16 protein-coding genes are annotated in these 15,036 nt (G+C 65.7%); 10 read left to right on the top strand and 6 right to left on the bottom strand.

Annotated features, from left to right (window positions below; genetic code table 11):
* Nucleotides 1-63 precede the first annotated feature (63 nt).
* The 3 genes from ABIC17_RS15105 to ABIC17_RS15095 all read right to left on the bottom strand — a co-directional run bounded on the left by ABIC17_RS15105 (nt 64) and on the right by ABIC17_RS15095 (nt 2,094).
* A complete protein-coding gene (locus tag ABIC17_RS15105; RefSeq protein WP_354283112.1) occupies nt 64-618 on the bottom strand; it encodes a fasciclin domain-containing protein in 555 nt (184 codons plus the stop codon).
* Between the two features lie 109 nt (nt 619-727).
* Nucleotides 728-1,486 (bottom strand): anti-sigma factor, encoded by a 759-nt coding sequence (locus ABIC17_RS15100; protein ID WP_354283110.1) that lies wholly within the window; start codon nt 1,484-1,486, stop codon nt 728-730.
* Entirely contained in the window at nt 1,483-2,094 is a 612-nt protein-coding gene (locus ABIC17_RS15095) for a sigma-70 family RNA polymerase sigma factor (RefSeq protein ID WP_354283108.1), read from the bottom strand. Before ABIC17_RS15095 ends, ABIC17_RS15100 begins: the two co-directional genes overlap by 4 nt.
* Nucleotides 2,095-2,265: 171 nt before the next feature.
* Between ABIC17_RS15095 and rpiB the strand changes: the two genes are divergently transcribed.
* The 5 genes from rpiB (at nt 2,266) to ABIC17_RS15070 (ending at nt 6,070) form a co-directional block, all read left to right on the top strand.
* Nucleotides 2,266-2,718 carry a ribose 5-phosphate isomerase B gene (rpiB, locus tag ABIC17_RS15090; protein WP_354283106.1) on the top strand — a complete coding sequence of 151 codons (453 nt, stop codon included), beginning with the start codon at nt 2,266-2,268 and terminating at the stop codon, nt 2,716-2,718.
* Entirely contained in the window at nt 2,715-4,031 is a 1,317-nt protein-coding gene (gene glyA / locus ABIC17_RS15085) for a serine hydroxymethyltransferase (RefSeq protein WP_354283104.1), read from the top strand. The genes rpiB and glyA overlap by 4 nt, the downstream gene beginning before the upstream one ends.
* On the top strand, nt 4,032-4,502 hold the full coding sequence (gene nrdR / locus ABIC17_RS15080; RefSeq protein WP_010219069.1) for a transcriptional regulator NrdR: 471 nt from the start codon (nt 4,032-4,034) through the stop codon (nt 4,500-4,502).
* A gap of 100 nt (nt 4,503-4,602) precedes the next feature.
* Nucleotides 4,603-5,745 carry a TrmH family RNA methyltransferase gene (locus ABIC17_RS15075; RefSeq protein WP_354283102.1) on the top strand — a complete coding sequence of 381 codons (1,143 nt, stop codon included), beginning with the start codon at nt 4,603-4,605 and terminating at the stop codon, nt 5,743-5,745.
* Between the two features lie 79 nt (nt 5,746-5,824).
* Nucleotides 5,825-6,070: a hypothetical protein gene (locus tag ABIC17_RS15070; RefSeq protein ID WP_354283100.1), complete on the top strand. Its 246-nt coding sequence runs from the start codon at nt 5,825-5,827 to the stop codon at nt 6,068-6,070.
* 13 nt (nt 6,071-6,083) lie between these two features.
* Here the strand turns inward: ABIC17_RS15070 and ABIC17_RS15065 are convergent, their stop codons facing one another.
* Nucleotides 6,084-6,389, bottom strand: a complete 306-nt coding sequence (locus tag ABIC17_RS15065; protein WP_354283098.1) for a chorismate mutase — start codon at nt 6,387-6,389, stop codon at nt 6,084-6,086.
* 213 nt (nt 6,390-6,602) lie between these two features.
* Here ABIC17_RS15065 and rpsD point away from each other — a divergent pair, with 213 nt between their 5' ends.
* A complete protein-coding gene (rpsD, locus tag ABIC17_RS15060; protein ID WP_131532475.1) occupies nt 6,603-7,217 on the top strand; it encodes a 30S ribosomal protein S4 in 615 nt (204 codons plus the stop codon).
* Between the two features lie 260 nt (nt 7,218-7,477).
* On the opposite strand, the gene ABIC17_RS15055 is transcribed toward rpsD, so the two are convergent.
* The gene (locus ABIC17_RS15055) at nt 7,478-9,454 is read right to left on the bottom strand and encodes an alpha/beta hydrolase family protein (RefSeq protein ID WP_354283095.1); all 1,977 of its coding nucleotides are present in this window, start codon (nt 9,452-9,454) and stop codon (nt 7,478-7,480) included.
* A gap of 169 nt (nt 9,455-9,623) precedes the next feature.
* On the opposite strand from ABIC17_RS15055, the gene ABIC17_RS15050 reads away from it, so the two are divergent.
* The 3 genes from ABIC17_RS15050 to ABIC17_RS15040 all read left to right on the top strand — a co-directional run bounded on the left by ABIC17_RS15050 (nt 9,624) and on the right by ABIC17_RS15040 (nt 13,426).
* Complete coding sequence (locus tag ABIC17_RS15050) at nt 9,624-11,246, top strand: M28 family metallopeptidase (protein ID WP_354283372.1); 1,623 nt, start codon at nt 9,624-9,626, stop codon at nt 11,244-11,246.
* Nucleotides 11,247-11,264: 18 nt separating this feature from the next.
* The gene (locus ABIC17_RS15045; RefSeq protein ID WP_354283093.1) at nt 11,265-12,239 is read left to right on the top strand and encodes an agmatine deiminase family protein; all 975 of its coding nucleotides are present in this window, start codon (nt 11,265-11,267) and stop codon (nt 12,237-12,239) included.
* Nucleotides 12,240-12,346: 107 nt separating this feature from the next.
* A complete protein-coding gene (locus ABIC17_RS15040) occupies nt 12,347-13,426 on the top strand; it encodes a metallophosphoesterase (RefSeq protein WP_354283091.1) in 1,080 nt (359 codons plus the stop codon).
* A 176-nt stretch (nt 13,427-13,602) separates the two neighbouring features.
* On the opposite strand, the gene ABIC17_RS15035 is transcribed toward ABIC17_RS15040, so the two are convergent.
* Nucleotides 13,603-14,001: a low affinity iron permease family protein gene (locus ABIC17_RS15035; protein ID WP_354283089.1), complete on the bottom strand. Its 399-nt coding sequence runs from the start codon at nt 13,999-14,001 to the stop codon at nt 13,603-13,605.
* A 49-nt stretch (nt 14,002-14,050) separates the two neighbouring features.
* Here ABIC17_RS15035 and aguB point away from each other — a divergent pair, with 49 nt between their 5' ends.
* On the top strand, nt 14,051-14,902 hold the full coding sequence (gene aguB / locus ABIC17_RS15030) for an N-carbamoylputrescine amidase (RefSeq protein ID WP_354283087.1): 852 nt from the start codon (nt 14,051-14,053) through the stop codon (nt 14,900-14,902).
* Nucleotides 14,903-15,036 lie beyond the last annotated feature (134 nt).

Here is a 15,036-nt window from a genome sequence, read left to right as displayed (position 1 = left end):
GGGCCTAGCACGACCAGATACGAACGATCCGGATTTGGGATGCGTTGGAACGGCGCTATTTTTTTAAGGGAGCATTACCGTGTCGATCACGTGGATCACGCCGTTTGACTGCATCACATTGGCAATCGTGATCTTTCCGCTGTTACCCTTGGCATCGGTGATCGTGTAGCCCTTGCCCGATTTGGCGAAGGTCAGCGTGCCGCCCGCAACCGTGGTATAGGTCGCCTTGCCCATGTTGCCCTTGATCTTGGCGGCGATGTCCTGCGCGGTGACCGTGCCGGGAACGACATGATAGGTCAGCACCGTGGTCAGTTGCGCCCTGTTCTCGGGCTTGAGCAGCGTGTCGACCGTGCCCGCGGGGAGCTTGGCGAAGGCAGCGTTGGTCGGCGCGAAGACGGTGAACGGACCGGGGCCCGACAGCGTCTCGACCAGACCGGCGGCCTTGACCGCGGCGACCAGCGTGGTGTGGTCCTTTGAATTGACGGCATTCTCGACGATCGTCTTGTTCGCATACATCGCGGCGCCGCCGACCATCGGATTGGTTGCGGCGGCGGCGAGGGTGGTGCCGCTGACGGCGATGGCGGATGCGATGATTGCGGCACGGAAAGTGCGGTTCATGACGGCTCTCCTGTCTGCGCGCTCAGCTCGAGCGCGCCGGAGATACGCGATGCGGGAAAGCGCGGATGCACGGTACCGTTGCGGAATCGTAATTATTTCGGATGATCGGTCAGACCGGCGAAAGCGCACCCTTGGCGACCACCGGCCCCGTCGGCGCGCCGGTCTTTGACCCGCCGACCGGCTCGATCGACACGGCCAGCGTCGCACCCGCGGCGAGATAGGCGCGCACCGTCGGGTTGAGCGCAAGCGTCGTTCCACCCGTATCCTGCAACAGGCCCAGCGACCGCGGCGTGCCATCGCCTGGGATCACCCACAATTCGGCGCTGCGGTCGGCGCGGGCGAGCGTCGTCTCGGTCAGCCGCAACGTGCCGCTGCGCTGGTCGTAGACGACGGTCATCGGTGCCTGCTTGCCCTCGGGCTCGAGCGAGGCGACCAGCGTCGGCAGCGGGGCCGCGACCGGCGTTGCGGGCGCGCCCGATGGCGGCGGGACCGTCGGGAGCGACAGCGGCCGGACCAGCAGGATCACGAGCAGGCCCGCCGCCGCAATGCTCGAAAGCGCCGCGAGCGATGGCCACAGACGGCTGCCGCGCGGATGCGGTACGACGGCACCGGTCGTGTCGTTCAGCCGGTCGATCGAGCGTTCGATCCGCGGCAGGATGTCCGGCGCGGCGATCGCGGGCCACAGGTCGAACAGATGCGCGAGATAGCCGCGCCATTGCTCGACCGCGCGCGCGAACCCGGGCTCGGACAGAACGCGACGCACCGCCTGTGCGCGCTCCTCGCCTTCCAGCACGCCGAGAGCGAGCTCGGCGGCCGCCATGTCGGGGCCGGTGCCTTCGGGCGGATCGAGATGCCGTGCGTCGGTCATCGCTCGAGACACTCACGCAGGCGCGCGAGCCCGCGGCGGACCCAGCTTTTCATCGTGCCCAGCGGAACACTCTCCCGCTCGGCGAGATCGGCATAGGTTACGCCGTCGAAGAAGGCGGTGCGGATTGCACTGCGCTGCCGCTGTTCGAGCAGTTCGAGGCATTCGTGGAGCAGATGGCTCTCTTCGTCGTCGAGCAACGTCTGGCTGACCAGCGGCGCGGTGTCGAGGATCGGTGGTGCGTCCTCGATCGGGGTCGAGCGGCGGACCGTTTGCGCACGCTGCCAGTCGATCGCACGGTTCCGCGCGATCGTGGCAAGCCACGTGATCGGGCTGGCGCGCGAGGGTTCATACGCCCCGGCCCGCTTCCAGATCGTGAGGTATACGTCGTGCAACACGTCTTCCGCTGCCTGCCTTTCGCCGCAGATACGGTAGCAAATCCCGAAAAGCTTCGCCGACGTCAGCGCATACAGGTCCCGGAATGCGACACGGTCTTCGTCACCTGTGCGTACCAGTGCCTCGACCAGCCGTGCCCGAGCAATGGCTTCGGGGGATTCCCTGCCTGGCTTCGGGGCGGGGGCTGCTGCAGCATCGGGCGGGAAATCCGTCACAGTTAACGACGTAGCCGGGCAATCTGCGCGCGGCAATCGGTTGTCATGACGATTTGCGCGAATTGTTGCGGCAGTCGTGGTTCGCTGTGGCATTTTGGCGGCTGCCCCGGTAAAGGCGCGGTCATCCAACCCGCCCCGCATCGGGGCTCCTCATTGGGAGCGCGTGCCGCCTTGCGCATCGCCATCGCATCCGATCACGCCGCCTTTGCGCTCAAACAGGGGCTGGCCGGCTGGCTTGCCGACCTCGGCCATGACGTGCTCGACCTGGGCCCCGACAGCGACGCGCGCGTTGATTACCCCGATTACGGTTTCGCGCTCGCGGCCGCGGTCGCCGATGGACGTGTCGAACGCGGGATCGCGCTGTGTGGTTCGGGGATCGGGATCTCGATCGCGGTCAACCGCAACCCGGCGGTGCGCTGCGCTCTGGTGTCCGAACCGTTGTCCGCCGCGCTTGCGCGCGAGCATAACGATGCCGATGTTCTGGCCATGGGTGCCCGTCTCGTCGGCGAGGACATGGCGCGCGCGTGTATCTCCGCTTTTCTTTCCACCGATTTCGCCGGTGGCCGTCATCAACCGCGCGTCGAGAAACTCGGCGCCCCCGCTTTCCTGAGAGAACCGGCATGAGCACCAACCCGACCCAGCTCCACGACGTCCAGCCCGACGGCTTCTTCACGCAGACGCTTGCGGACAGCGACCCCGCAGTGTTCGGCGCGATCGACCACGAACTGACGCGTGAGCAGACCCAGATCGAGCTGATCGCGAGCGAGAACATCGTCTCCAAGGCGGTGTTGCAGGCACAAGGGTCGGTCTTCACCAATAAATATGCGGAAGGGTATCCCGGCAAGCGCTACTATCAGGGTTGCGCGCCCTCGGACGAAGTCGAGCAGCTTGCGATCGACCGCGCGAAGGCGCTGTTCGATTGCGCATACGTCAACGTCCAGCCGCATTCGGGCGCGCAGGCGAACGGCGCGGTGATGCTCGCTCTGGTCAAGCCGGGCGAGACGATCCTCGGCATGAGCCTCGATGCCGGCGGCCATCTGACGCACGGCGCAAAGGCGGCGATGTCGGGCAAATGGTTCAACGCGGTGCAGTACGGCGTCGATCCGGTCAGCCATCTGATCGATTTCGACGAAGTCGCGACGCTGGCGCGCGAGCACAATCCCAAGCTGATCATCGCGGGCGGCTCGGCCTATCCGCGCCAGATCGATTTCGCCAAGTTCCGCGCGATTGCGGACGAAGTGGGCGCGTATTTCATGGTCGACATGGCACATTTCTCGGGGCTGGTCGCCGCCGGGCTGCATCCCTCGCCGCTGCCGCATGCGCAGGTCGTTACCACGACGACGCACAAGACGCTGCGCGGCCCGCGCGGCGGGATGATCCTCAGCAATGACGAGGCGCTCGGCAAGAAGTTCAACTCGGCGGTGTTCCCGGGACTTCAGGGTGGCCCGCTGATGCACGTGATCGCAGCAAAGGCGGTCGCGTTCGGCGAGGCGCTCCAGCCCGGCTACAAGAGCTACATCGCCGCGGTGATCGAGAACGCCAAGATCCTCGCCGCGACGCTGAAAGAGCGCGGCGCGGAGGTCGTCTCGGGCGGGACCGACACGCATCTCGCGCTGATCGACCTGACGCCGCTGGGCGTGACCGGCAAGGACGCCGACGAGGCGCTCGAACGCGCTGGCATCACCTGCAACAAGAACGGCATCCCCAACGATCCGCTCCCGCCGACCAAGACCAGCGGGATCCGCGTCGGTTCGCCCGCCGGCACGACGCGCGGGTTCGGCCCGGCCGAGTTCCGCGAGATCGGCAACATGGTCGCGGACGTGCTGGGCGGTTTGCGCACCCACGGCGAGCATGGCGACCCGCAGGTCGAAGCCAATGTCCGCGAACGCGTCCGCACCTTGTGCGCGCGCTTCCCGATCTATCCCGAGGGCATGTGATTGCGCTGTCCGTTCTGCGGCCATGAAGACAGCCAGGTAAAGGATTCGCGCCCGACCGAAGATGCGGGCGCGATCCGGCGGCGGCGGCAATGCGAAGGCTGCGGCGCGCGCTTCACCACGTTCGAGCGGATCCAGCTGCGCGAGCTGACCGTGGTGAAGAGCGAGGGCGCTGGCCTGAAGCGCGAGCCGTTCGACCGCGAGAAGCTGCTCCGCTCGGTCTCGATCGCGGCGCGCAAGCGCCCGATCGAGGCGGTGCAGCTCGAGAAACTGGTGTCGGGAATCCAGCGCCAGCTCGAGACGCTCGGCGAGAACGAAGTGCGCTCGGGGCGGATCGGCGAGATGGTGATGGAGGGGCTGAAGGGCCTCGACTCGGTCGCCTACATCCGGTTTGCGAGCGTATACAAGGACTTCCGTGAGGCACGCGACTTTGAGGAGTTTGCGGGGAATGTGAGCGAGGTGGGGAAGGGGTAGGAGGCTACCGCTTTCCCCCCCCCCCGTTTTACACACCTCCGTTCGTCCCGAGTAGCCATCGAGCTTGTCGAGATGGCGTATCGAGGGATAGGGCTACGCAATGAGCTTTTGGGTCTACATCCTGCGCTGCGCCGATGGCAGCTATTACACCGGTCATACCGACAATCTCGAGCAGCGCATCGGGCAACACAATGCAGGCGCGATAGAGGGCTATACGCACAGCCGACGCCCCGTGACACTGATGTGGTCGCAGGATTTTCCGACGCGCCTGGAAGCGCTTGAGGGTGAGCGTCAGGTGAAAGACTGGTCGCGCAAGAAAAAGGAAGCGTTGTTCCGTAGCGACTGGGAGGCGCTTTCCGCAGCCGCCAAGAAGCCCGCGCGTTCAATGGTCCCTCGATACGGCGTCTCGACAAGCTCGACACCTACTCGGGACGAACGGGCAGGGGGTGTGCTGGCGGGACAGGAAGCGAACGGGGGGGAGGAGGATCTGGCAGATTTGGCGGAACCGTCGCAATGCGCTGAACCCGCCCCACCCCCCGTCCTAGTCCTCGTCCGCCCACAACTCGGCGAGAACATCGGCAAGGCCGCGCGCGCGATGCTCAATTTCGGGCTGACCGAACTCCGCCTCGTCTCCCCGCGCGACGGCTGGCCCAATCCCGGCGCGGGCCCCGCCGCCTCGGGCGCGGATATTGTGCTCGAACAGGCGCAGGTGTTCGACACCGTCGCCGACGCGATCGCGGATTGCGCGCATGTCTATGCCACCACCGTGCGCAAGCGCGGCATCACCAAGCCCGTCGTCACGCCGGAAGCCGCGGCGCAGGCGATCCACTCGACCCCTGGCCGGTCCGCAATCCTGTTCGGGCCCGAACGCTCGGGTCTCGAGACCGACGACGTCGCGGTCGCGCGCACGATCATCACCGTGCCGATCAACCCCGAGTTCGGCTCGCTCAACCTCGCGCAGGCGGTGATCCTGGTCGCCTACGAATGGTCGAAGGGCGTTGCGCTTGCGAGCCCGCCCGAAGTCGACATGCCGCTCCCCGCCCCGCAGGAGGAGCTCGACGGGATGATTGCACAGCTCGATGCGATGCTCGAGGAAAGCGACTTTTTCTTCCCGCCCGCACGAACGCCGGTGACCAGGCGGACCTTGCGGACGTTGCTCACCAAGCCCGGCTGGTCGACGCAGGAAGTGCGGACGATGCGCGGGGTGCTGAGTTCGCTTGCTGGCAAGAAACCGCGCGCATAGGTCTTGCTCCGACCGAGATAGTTGCGGTATCGTAACATCTCGATTTCGGGGGGTCTTCGTGAAAACACTTGCCTTGTTCTTGCTCCTGTCTGCGGCCAATGCCGTCCCTGCCATTGCGCAGCAGGCCGCGACCACGCCAGCCGGTGGTGCCGTCAAACCGACCGACAAGAAGGTGTGCCGCAGCGAGGAATCGACGGGGTCGGTATTCGTCAAGCGGATCTGCCACACGAGTACGGAGTGGAGCACGATCGACGCGCGGAACTCGGGCGAGTCGGCCCGCTTTCGTGATCAGCAGCGCAACGGGAGTGCCACGCTGATAAAATAGCGTTCCACAGGCGTCAGCGTCGATCGAACGCCGCAAGTTCATAAGCGATCGACGCCTCGACCAGTCGCTCCCACAGATCCGCCACCACCGCTTCGGGTACGCCAGCCGCGCGCGCCGCGGCGCAGGCGTTGCCGATGACCTGTGTCTTGCGTGCCTCGTCGCGGACCGCGCCGCGCTCGGGTTTGATCCGGGCGGCTGCATCCATATAGGCGAAGCGCCGGGCGAGCAGCGCGACGAGCTCGCGGTCGAGCGCATCGACGCCCGCGCGCACCTCGGTCATCGTCGTACAGTCGGGGCCGGGAAGGATCGGATCGGTCATGCGGACAGCCCTTGGCGCGGCATTGCCAGCCTGTCCAGCTTGACTCCTGCGCCATCCCCCGCTACCCGCCCGCCTTCGCAAAAGGCCCCGCACCCCGGTGAAGCGGTGGCCCCGACCAGACCCTCGGGTCAGGTGGAGCGATGACCGGGTATCGATCAGCAAAGCGTACCCCGCAGCGTTGGTCTTGTTATTGGCACTTGCAAGGAATTCATCATGTCGAAGCGTAGCAGCGCAAAGTACAAGCTCGATCGCCGGATGGGCGAGAACATCTGGGGTCGTCCCAAGTCGCCCGTCAACAAGCGTGAATACGGCCCCGGCCAGCACGGCCAGCGCCGCAAGGGCAAGGTTTCGGACTTCGGTATCCAGCTCCGCGCCAAGCAGAAGCTCAAGGGCTATTATGGCGACGTGACCGAGAAGCAGTTCCGCGCCTGCTACACCGAAGCAGCCCGCATGAAGGGCGACACCGGCCAGAACCTGATCGGCCTGCTCGAGCAGCGTCTCGACATGATCGTGTATCGCGCGAAGTTCGCACCGACCGTCTGGGCGGCGCGTCAGCTCGTTTCGCACGGCCACGTCCGCGTCAACGGCGTGAAGTGCAACATTGCGTCGCGTCGCTGCTTCGTCGGTGACGAGATCACGCTGGGCGACAAGGCCAAGGAAATGGCGCTGGTGCTCGAAGCGCAGCAGCTCGCCGAGCGCGAAGTCCCCGATTATGTCGCTCCGGACGGCGCAGCCAAGGTCACCTTCACGCGCGTTCCGTCGCTCGACGAAGTGCCCTATCCGGTGAAGATGGAACCGAACCTGGTCGTCGAATTCTACTCGCGCTGATCTTCTGATCTTTCGCGACGCAAAAAGGGCGGTCCCGTTGGGGCCGCCCTTTTTCGTTGTGCTGCCTTTCCCCCGCCCCGTTCGCCCCATTCCGTTCGTCCTGAGCGCAGTCGAAGGGCCGCCCGCAAACAGGCAAAGCCCGTGGGGAGAGGCGGCTTCGACTGCGCTCAGCCCGAACGGATTTGAGTTTGTTCAGATTAAACGGCCGCGACTTCGCTCAGCCCGAACGGAGTGAGGGTGGGTAGCGAGGACAAGATCCGCTACTGGATCCCCATCGTCGCGCGCAGGAACATGTCGCTGCGATCGAGCAGCGTCGTCCGCGCCTCGGTATCGTCGAGCGAATGCGCGAGGCCCTTGAACTCGACCAGTTCGACCTTCTTTCCCGCGCTGCGCAACCGGTTCGCCATCAGCCGCGATTCGCCGATGCCGACATTCTGGTCGAGGTCGCCGTGGAACATCAGGACGGGCACGGTGATCTTGTCGGCGTTCTGCGCGGGCGACCCCTGGCGGACGTGCGGTCCCTTGCCGATGAAGGCGTCGACGAGGGTAAAGTCCATGTAATTGTCGTGCTCGTGCCGCAGCGTATCGAGATCGGTCACCGGCGCGACCGCGACGATTGCCTTGAATAGCGTCGGATCGAGCACCGCGGACTGCAGCGCTGCATAGCCGCCATAGGACCAGCCAACGATCGCCAGCGTCGATGGCGCGGCGATCCCTTCCTTCACCAGCCAGCGCCCGCCGTCGTTGACGTCGCCGATCGCGGTGCGCCACGATTTGAAGCCGTTCTCGCTGAACCAGCCGTCCCCGTAGCCCGCCGATCCGCGGTAATTGGGCTGGAGCACCGCATAGCCGCGCGCGGCGAAGAATTGCGCGAGCCAGTCGAACCCCCATTCGTCTCGGGCGCTGGGGCCGCCATGCGGCATGACGATGGCGGGCAGGTTCTTCGCGACCGGACCGACCGGCAGCGTCAGATAGGCCGGGATCGGCGTACCGTCCGCCGCCGGGAAGGTGACCGCCTTGACCGGCGCGAGCGTGATGCCTTCGAGCGGCGGGCGCGACCGGAGCAGTTCGTCGAAGTGCCGGGTCTTCTTGTCAAACAGCGCATAGCCGCCCGGGTCGATGTCGCTCCCGGTCCATAGCAGCAGTTTCGATTCGTCCGCGCTCGCATCGACGAAGCGAACGAGCGGTTGTTTGGGCAGCGCCTTGGCGAGGCTCGCCTGGAGCTTCTTCAATTCGGGGTCGAAGAATTCGACCCGCCGGCGATCGGTGACATAGGTCGCGCCGACGACGCGGTGTTGCCGCCCGATCTGCACCAGCCCGGCGACATCGACATCGGGGCGTGCGAACACGAGGTCGCGCTTGAGGCTGCCATCGAGCGCGATCTTGAACAGCGCCTTGCGCCCGTCCTGCACGTCGAACCCGTAGGTGACGTTGAGCGTCGGATCGATCGCATAGGGATCGAAGCCCTGTTCGGTTTGCGAATCGCTCACCACGGTGCTGAGCGGAAGCCAGCCGTTCACGCCGGGCTTGCGATATTGGTAGACCATCTTGGCACCGCTATAGCCGGTGCTAGTCGTCGGCCGCAGGCCCATGATGCGGACGTGGCCTTGCCCGTCGGCGATATATTCGCGCGCGAACGATCGGGGTTTTTCCACGGTCTGGCGGCGGAGCGTGACCGGGTCGACCCGCTCCACGCCCATGCCTTGACCCTCTCCTGCAATATGTGTCCCGGTACCCTCGGTCTCGAGATATTGCCGGGTCATCAATACGGTATTGCCCGTCACGTCGCCCTGCCAGTCGATGATCCCGCCGCCATGCTGCATGATCCCGATCGAATTCATCGACGTCCGCGCGCTGAGCAGTTTCATGTCCTTGCCGTCCGCCCCGAGCGTGACGACGCGGTCGTAGCCGATCATGTCGCTGACGCGCCCGACAGTGACGCTGAACCCGCAGATCAGCCGCGTGTCGTTGGACCATTGGCAGTAATCGAGCTGTTCCTTGTCGCCGGTCGATCCGACCACCGTGGCCGGCGGCGTGGACGAGTCGATCGAGAAGACGACCGCGCGCGACCCACGTTTGGAATCGGTCAGCAACGCCACGAAGCGTTTTCCGTCCGGTGACAGGCTGATCTGCTGGACTTCCTCGCGCGCGCCGAATTTCTTCGCGGCATCGCTTGCCGCATGAAGTGGCATCGCGGTGCAAGCCAGCAACGCTGCCACGACAAAGTGTTTTCTCATCCCCGTATCTCCCCCGCGACGAATGATAGCAGGCAAATCCGGGCCGCCAAGGGACCCCGCGGGTCCGGTTGCACCCGGCGGGCGAGGCTGTCAGAACGGCGGGCGAGCAACAGGGGGTGACGTGCCGGTGAAGACCTTCGAAACACTAGGATTTGGCGTGGCGTTGGCGATGCTGCCGCAAGTGCTCGCGGCGCAGGCGACGAAGCCCGCCCCGACGATTTCGGTCGAGACGCTCAAGACCGTGACCAAGACCCTCTCCTCCGATGCGTTCGAGGGCCGCAAGCCGACCACGCCTGGCGAGACCAAGGCGACCGACTATATCGTCGAACGCTTCAAGGCGGCGGGGCTCAAGCCCGGCAACAACGGCAAGTGGTTCCAGGACGTGCCGCTGGTCGAGCTGACCGCGACCAACGTCACGCCGATGACGTTCAAGGGCGGCAAGACGCCCGTCAGCTTCGCCTATCGCAGCGACATGGTGCTCGCGACCTACCGCGTCACCCCTAAGATCGCGCTGGAGGACAGTCCGGTCGTGTTCGTCGGCTACGGCATCACCGCGCCAGAGCGCGGGTGGGACGATTATGCGGGCGTCGACGTGCGCGGCAAGACGGTCGTCATCCTGGTCAACGATCCTGACTGGCAGACCCCGACCAACACCGGCCTCTTCGAGGGCCGCGCGATGACCTATTATGGCCGCTGGACCTACAAGTTCGAGGAAGCCGCACGGCATGGTGCTGCGGGCGCGCTGATCGTCCACGAGACCGCGCCTGCGGCGTACGGCTGGGGCGTCGTCCAGTCGAGTTGGACCGGGCCGCAGCTCGAGCTCGACGAGAAGGGCGACCATGCCGACCAGAGCCAGGCGATCGGCTGGATCCAGCTCGACAAGGCGCGCGCGCTGTTCGCAAGCGCGGGGCAGGACTTCGATGCGCTCAACAAGGCCGCGAAGGTCAAGGGGTTCAAGGCAGTACCGCTCGGGCTGACCGCGTCGGCGTCGTTCGACAATAGGATCAAGCGGCAGGCGTCGAAGAACGTCGTCGGCATCCTGCCCGGCAAGCCCGTCGCACAGGGTGGGGCCCCTGGCGACTATGTCTTCTACACCGCGCATTGGGACCATCTCGGGCGGTGCGATCCGGTCGACGGCGACGACATCTGCAACGGTGCGCTCGATAATGCGAGCGGGATCGCCGGGCTGGTCGCGCTGGCCGAGGCGAACGTCAAGACGGGGCCAGCACGCCGGTCGGAAGTGTTCCTCGCGGTGACCTGCGAGGAATGCGGGCTGCTCGGCGCGCGTTATTATGCCGAGCATCCGATCTACCCGATGGCGCAGACCGTCGGGGGCGTGAACATGGACGGGCTCAACGTCGTCGGCCGCGCAAAGGACTTCGTCGTAACGGGCGCGGGCAAGTCCGAGCTCGAGGACATGATGAAGACGCTCGTCACCGCGCAGGACCGCGTGATCAAGCCCGAGCCCAACCCCGAGCGCGGCAGCTATTTCCGCTCGGACCATTTCGCGTTCGCGCGGGCCGGCGTGCCGATGTTCTACGGCGAATCGGGCGAGGATCTGCGCGTCGGCGGGACCGCGGCTGGCCATGCCGCGACCGAGGACTATATCGTCCATCGCTATCACAAGCCGCAGGACGAATATAATGCGGCGTGGGACTGGTCCGGTGCGGTCGAGGATCTGACGCTCTATTACGGTCTCGGCCGTGCATTGGCGGATGGGACGCGCTGGCCGAACTGGTACAGCACCGCCGAATTCCGCGCGATTCGCGACAAGAGCCGCGCGGGCAAGTAAACACAGGAAGCATCAGGAATGACACGCCTCGTCCCCCCCGCCGAATGGGCCCCGCATTCCGCCGTCTGGATCGGCTTCCCGAGCCATCCCGAACTATGGGTCGAAGACCTTGAGCCCGCGCGCACCGAGGTCGTCGCGTTTGCGCGCGCGGTCCACGCCGAGGGGCGCGGCGAACGTGTGCTGCTCGTCGCGGCGAACGACGAGGCGGCGACGGCGGCGGAGGCAATGGCGGGCGATTTCGCCGAGATCGTGGTCGAATCGTTCGGCGACATCTGGTTGCGTGATACCGCCCCAATCGTGTTGTCCGACGGCAGTGCGCGCGATTTCGGCTTCAACGGCTGGGGCGGGAAGTATGACCTGCCGGGCGACAGCGACATCGGGCAGCGGCTGGCGGTGGACCGCAAGCTTGCGGTCGAGCGTTGTGACTGGATCCTTGAGGGTGGCGCGATCGACGGCGATGGCACCGGCCTCGTCGTCACGACGGAGCAGTGCCTGCTCAACCCCAATCGCAACCCGGCGTTGAGCAAGACGCAGATCGAGCAGCGGCTGTGCAACGATCTCGGCTTTGCGCACATCCTGTGGCTTGGCGACGGGCTGATGCATGACCATACTGACGGCCATGTCGACAATCTCGCGCGCTTCGTCGCGCCGGGCGTGCTCGCGATTCCCGAGGCGGCGGAGAACGATCCCAACTGGCAGGTGTATCAACAAGCGGCCGCCGCGGCGACGGCGATGCCGGGGGTCGAACTGGTGCGCATTCCGTCGCCCGGCCGCGTGCTGCGCGACGAGGAGATCGTGCCGGCGAGCTACATGAACTTCTACATTGGCAATGCGGCGGTGGTCGTGCCGCTGTACGGCGCGCCCAACGATGCGGCGGCGGTCGCGGCGTTGCAGGCGCTGTTCCCGGGGCGCGAGGTGGTCGGTTTGCGCGCGGATGCGATCCTGACCGGGGGCGGGAGCTTCCACTGCATCTCGCAGCAAATCCCCGCATAGGGTTGGGGGGCGTCAATGCCCCCTGCCGCTGAAGCCCCGTCCCCGAGCGCCGGAAGGAACACCTGATCTTCCACCTGCTTTTCAGCCTGCCATGGCTGTTCGTCACGTTGCGCTTCATCCTGCCGCTCCCGTGGAACCCGGTGGCGAAGGTGATTCTCGCAGGCGTTCTGCTGGTCGGCTCGCAATTCCTGCTGTGGAGTCGGCTATCCTCGGGCTCGCCGTTCGCGCCGGAGATGCCGCGCGGCGTCGTGCTCGCGTTCAACGTCGCCTATGGCGCGATCCTGTTGCTCGCGGTGTTCCAGTTGGTGGTCGATCTCGCGCGCCTGCCTGCGCTTTTGATCGGGCAGGGTGGCTTCGCGGTACCGGTAGCGGTGCGCTACGCGATGGGGTTGATGGCGTTGTTCCTGACCGGCCTGGGGGTGGCGCAGGCGCAGCGGGTGCCGCCGGTGCGGGATATCGACGTCGTCATCCCCGGGCTGCCCAATGCGTTTGACGGCTATACGCTGGTCCAGCTGACCGACCTCCACATCAGCCGGCTGTTCCCGGCGCGCTGGACGCAAGCGGTGGTCGATCGCACCAATGCGCTCCACCCCGACCTGATCGTCGTGACCGGCGACTTCATCGACGGATCGCTCGCGATGCGCCGCGACGATGTCGAACCTTTGCGCGGGCTTCGAGCTGCCGACGGGATTTACGCAATTCCGGGCAACCACGAATATTTCTTCGAATATGACGCGTGGATGGCGCATTTCGCGGGGATGGGGATGCACCTGCTGCCCAACGCGCATGCGGTGTTGACGCGCGGGGACGGGCGGATCGTGCTCGCTGGCGTGACCGACCTGTCCGCGCGCGCAACCGGCCATCCCGCGCCCGATCTCGCCAGGGCGCTGGCAGGTGCCCCGGCGCGCGCGCCGATCATCCTGCTCGACCACCAGCCGCGCATGGCGCGCACTGCGGCGGCTCGGGGCGTGGCGCTGCAGCTGTCGGGGCATACGCATGGCGGGATGATCGTCGGGCTCGACCGGATCGTGGCACGTGCCAATGCCGGGTTCGTTTCGGGGCGCTACGACGTCGACGGGATGACGCTGTACGTCAACAACGGCACCGGGCTCTGGCCGGGCTTTGCGCTGCGGTTGGGTGTGCCCTCGGAGCTGACGCGGATTACGCTGCGGGCAGGGGCGCGTTAGACTGACCTCTTCCGTACGCCCTGAGCGCAGTCGAAGGGCCGCTTGCCGATCCGAGCGGAGCTTGTGGCGCGCGCGGGGCTTCGACTTCGCTCAGCCCGAACGGGTAGAGGGGATCCCATCGCAACGAACGCCACGCGCTTGAAACCGCGAGCGTGCTTGCGGAGGGGAACTGCGCCTCACAATCGCCCCAGCAACCGCTCGATCGAGTCATGGTGTGTCGTATCGTCGCCGCATTCGCGTTCGAGCACATGTTTGATCCGCTCGAGTTCGTCCTGCGTCATATGCTCGATCCCGATGAACTCGTTGCGGGCGGCGGTCGTTGCGCGGATGATCTCGTCGAGCTTGGCTTGGATCGCCGATGCGTCGCGATTCTGTGCATTCTGGATCAGGAACACCATCAGGAAGGTCACGATCGTCGTCGAGGTGTTGATGACGAGCTGCCACGTGTCCGAATAATGGAACACCGGCCCGGTCAGCCCCCACAGCAGCACCACCGTAAAGGCGGTGACGAACGCGATTGGTCGCCCCGCCCAATTGGCGACGCGTTGGGCAATCGTCTCGAACAACCGTTCCATCAGCGATATCCCGTTTGAATCTGGCGCGCGAACCACGATATGGCGGCGCATGACCGAAATCACCGTCGCCGCCCTGCAGCTCGCCTTCTCCAACGATATGGACGCGAATATCGAGCATGTCTCGGAACTCGTGCGCGAAGCCGCGAGCCGCGGCGCGCAGGTGATCCTGCCGCCCGAACTGTTCGAGGGCGAATATTTCTGCCGCGTCGAGGACGAGGGGCTGTTCTCCAACGCGAAACCGGTCGGCGAGCACAAGGCGGTGCTCGCGATGCAGGCGCTCGCCGAGGCGCTCAAGGTGACGATCCCGACGAGCTTCTTCGAGGCGGACGGACCGCATCACTACAACAGCCTCGCCATGATTGGCCCCGACGGCGAAGTGCAGGGCGTCTATCGCAAGAGCCATATCCCGGACGGCCCGGGCTATGAGGAGAAATTCTATTTCCGCCCCGGCAATACCGGCTTCAAGGTGTGGCCTGGTCCTGCGAAGACCACGCTCGGCGTCGGCGTATGCTGGGACCAATGGTACCCCGAGACCGCGCGCGCGATGATGCTGATGGGGGCGGACGTGCTGTTCTACCCCACCGCGATCGGCAGCGAGCCGCACGACACCTCGCTCGATACCGCACGACTGTGGCGGCGCGCGATGGTCGGCCATGCGGTGTCCAACGTCGTACCGATCGTCGCGGCGAACCGCGTCGGCACCGAGCACGACCAGACCTTCTACGGCACCAGCTTCATCGCGGACGAGCGCGGCGACATCATCGTTGAACTGGGGCGCGAGGAGGAAGGTGTGATCACCGCGACGTTCGACCTCGACCGTGTCAAGCGCCACCGGGCGGCGTTCGGCTTTTTCCGGGATCGTCGGCCCGAGCTGTACGGACGGCTGGTTCAGGATATCTGAGCGAGGCTTTGCGGGTCCGCGTGACCCGCGGAGGCGATCGGACTTGGGGGGAGGGCGAAAAGAATCGCCCGGCAGTCTCGATTGCCTCCGCGTATCGGTACGCTACGCTTCACGGCCGCAGCAACACTCCGCGT

Source organism: Sphingomonas sp. PvP056, from assembly GCF_040549155.1.
Taxonomy (GTDB): domain Bacteria; phylum Pseudomonadota; class Alphaproteobacteria; order Sphingomonadales; family Sphingomonadaceae; genus Sphingomonas.
Note: the sequence above shows the minus strand (reverse complement) of the source record. Positions and strands in the feature narration are given on the sequence as shown.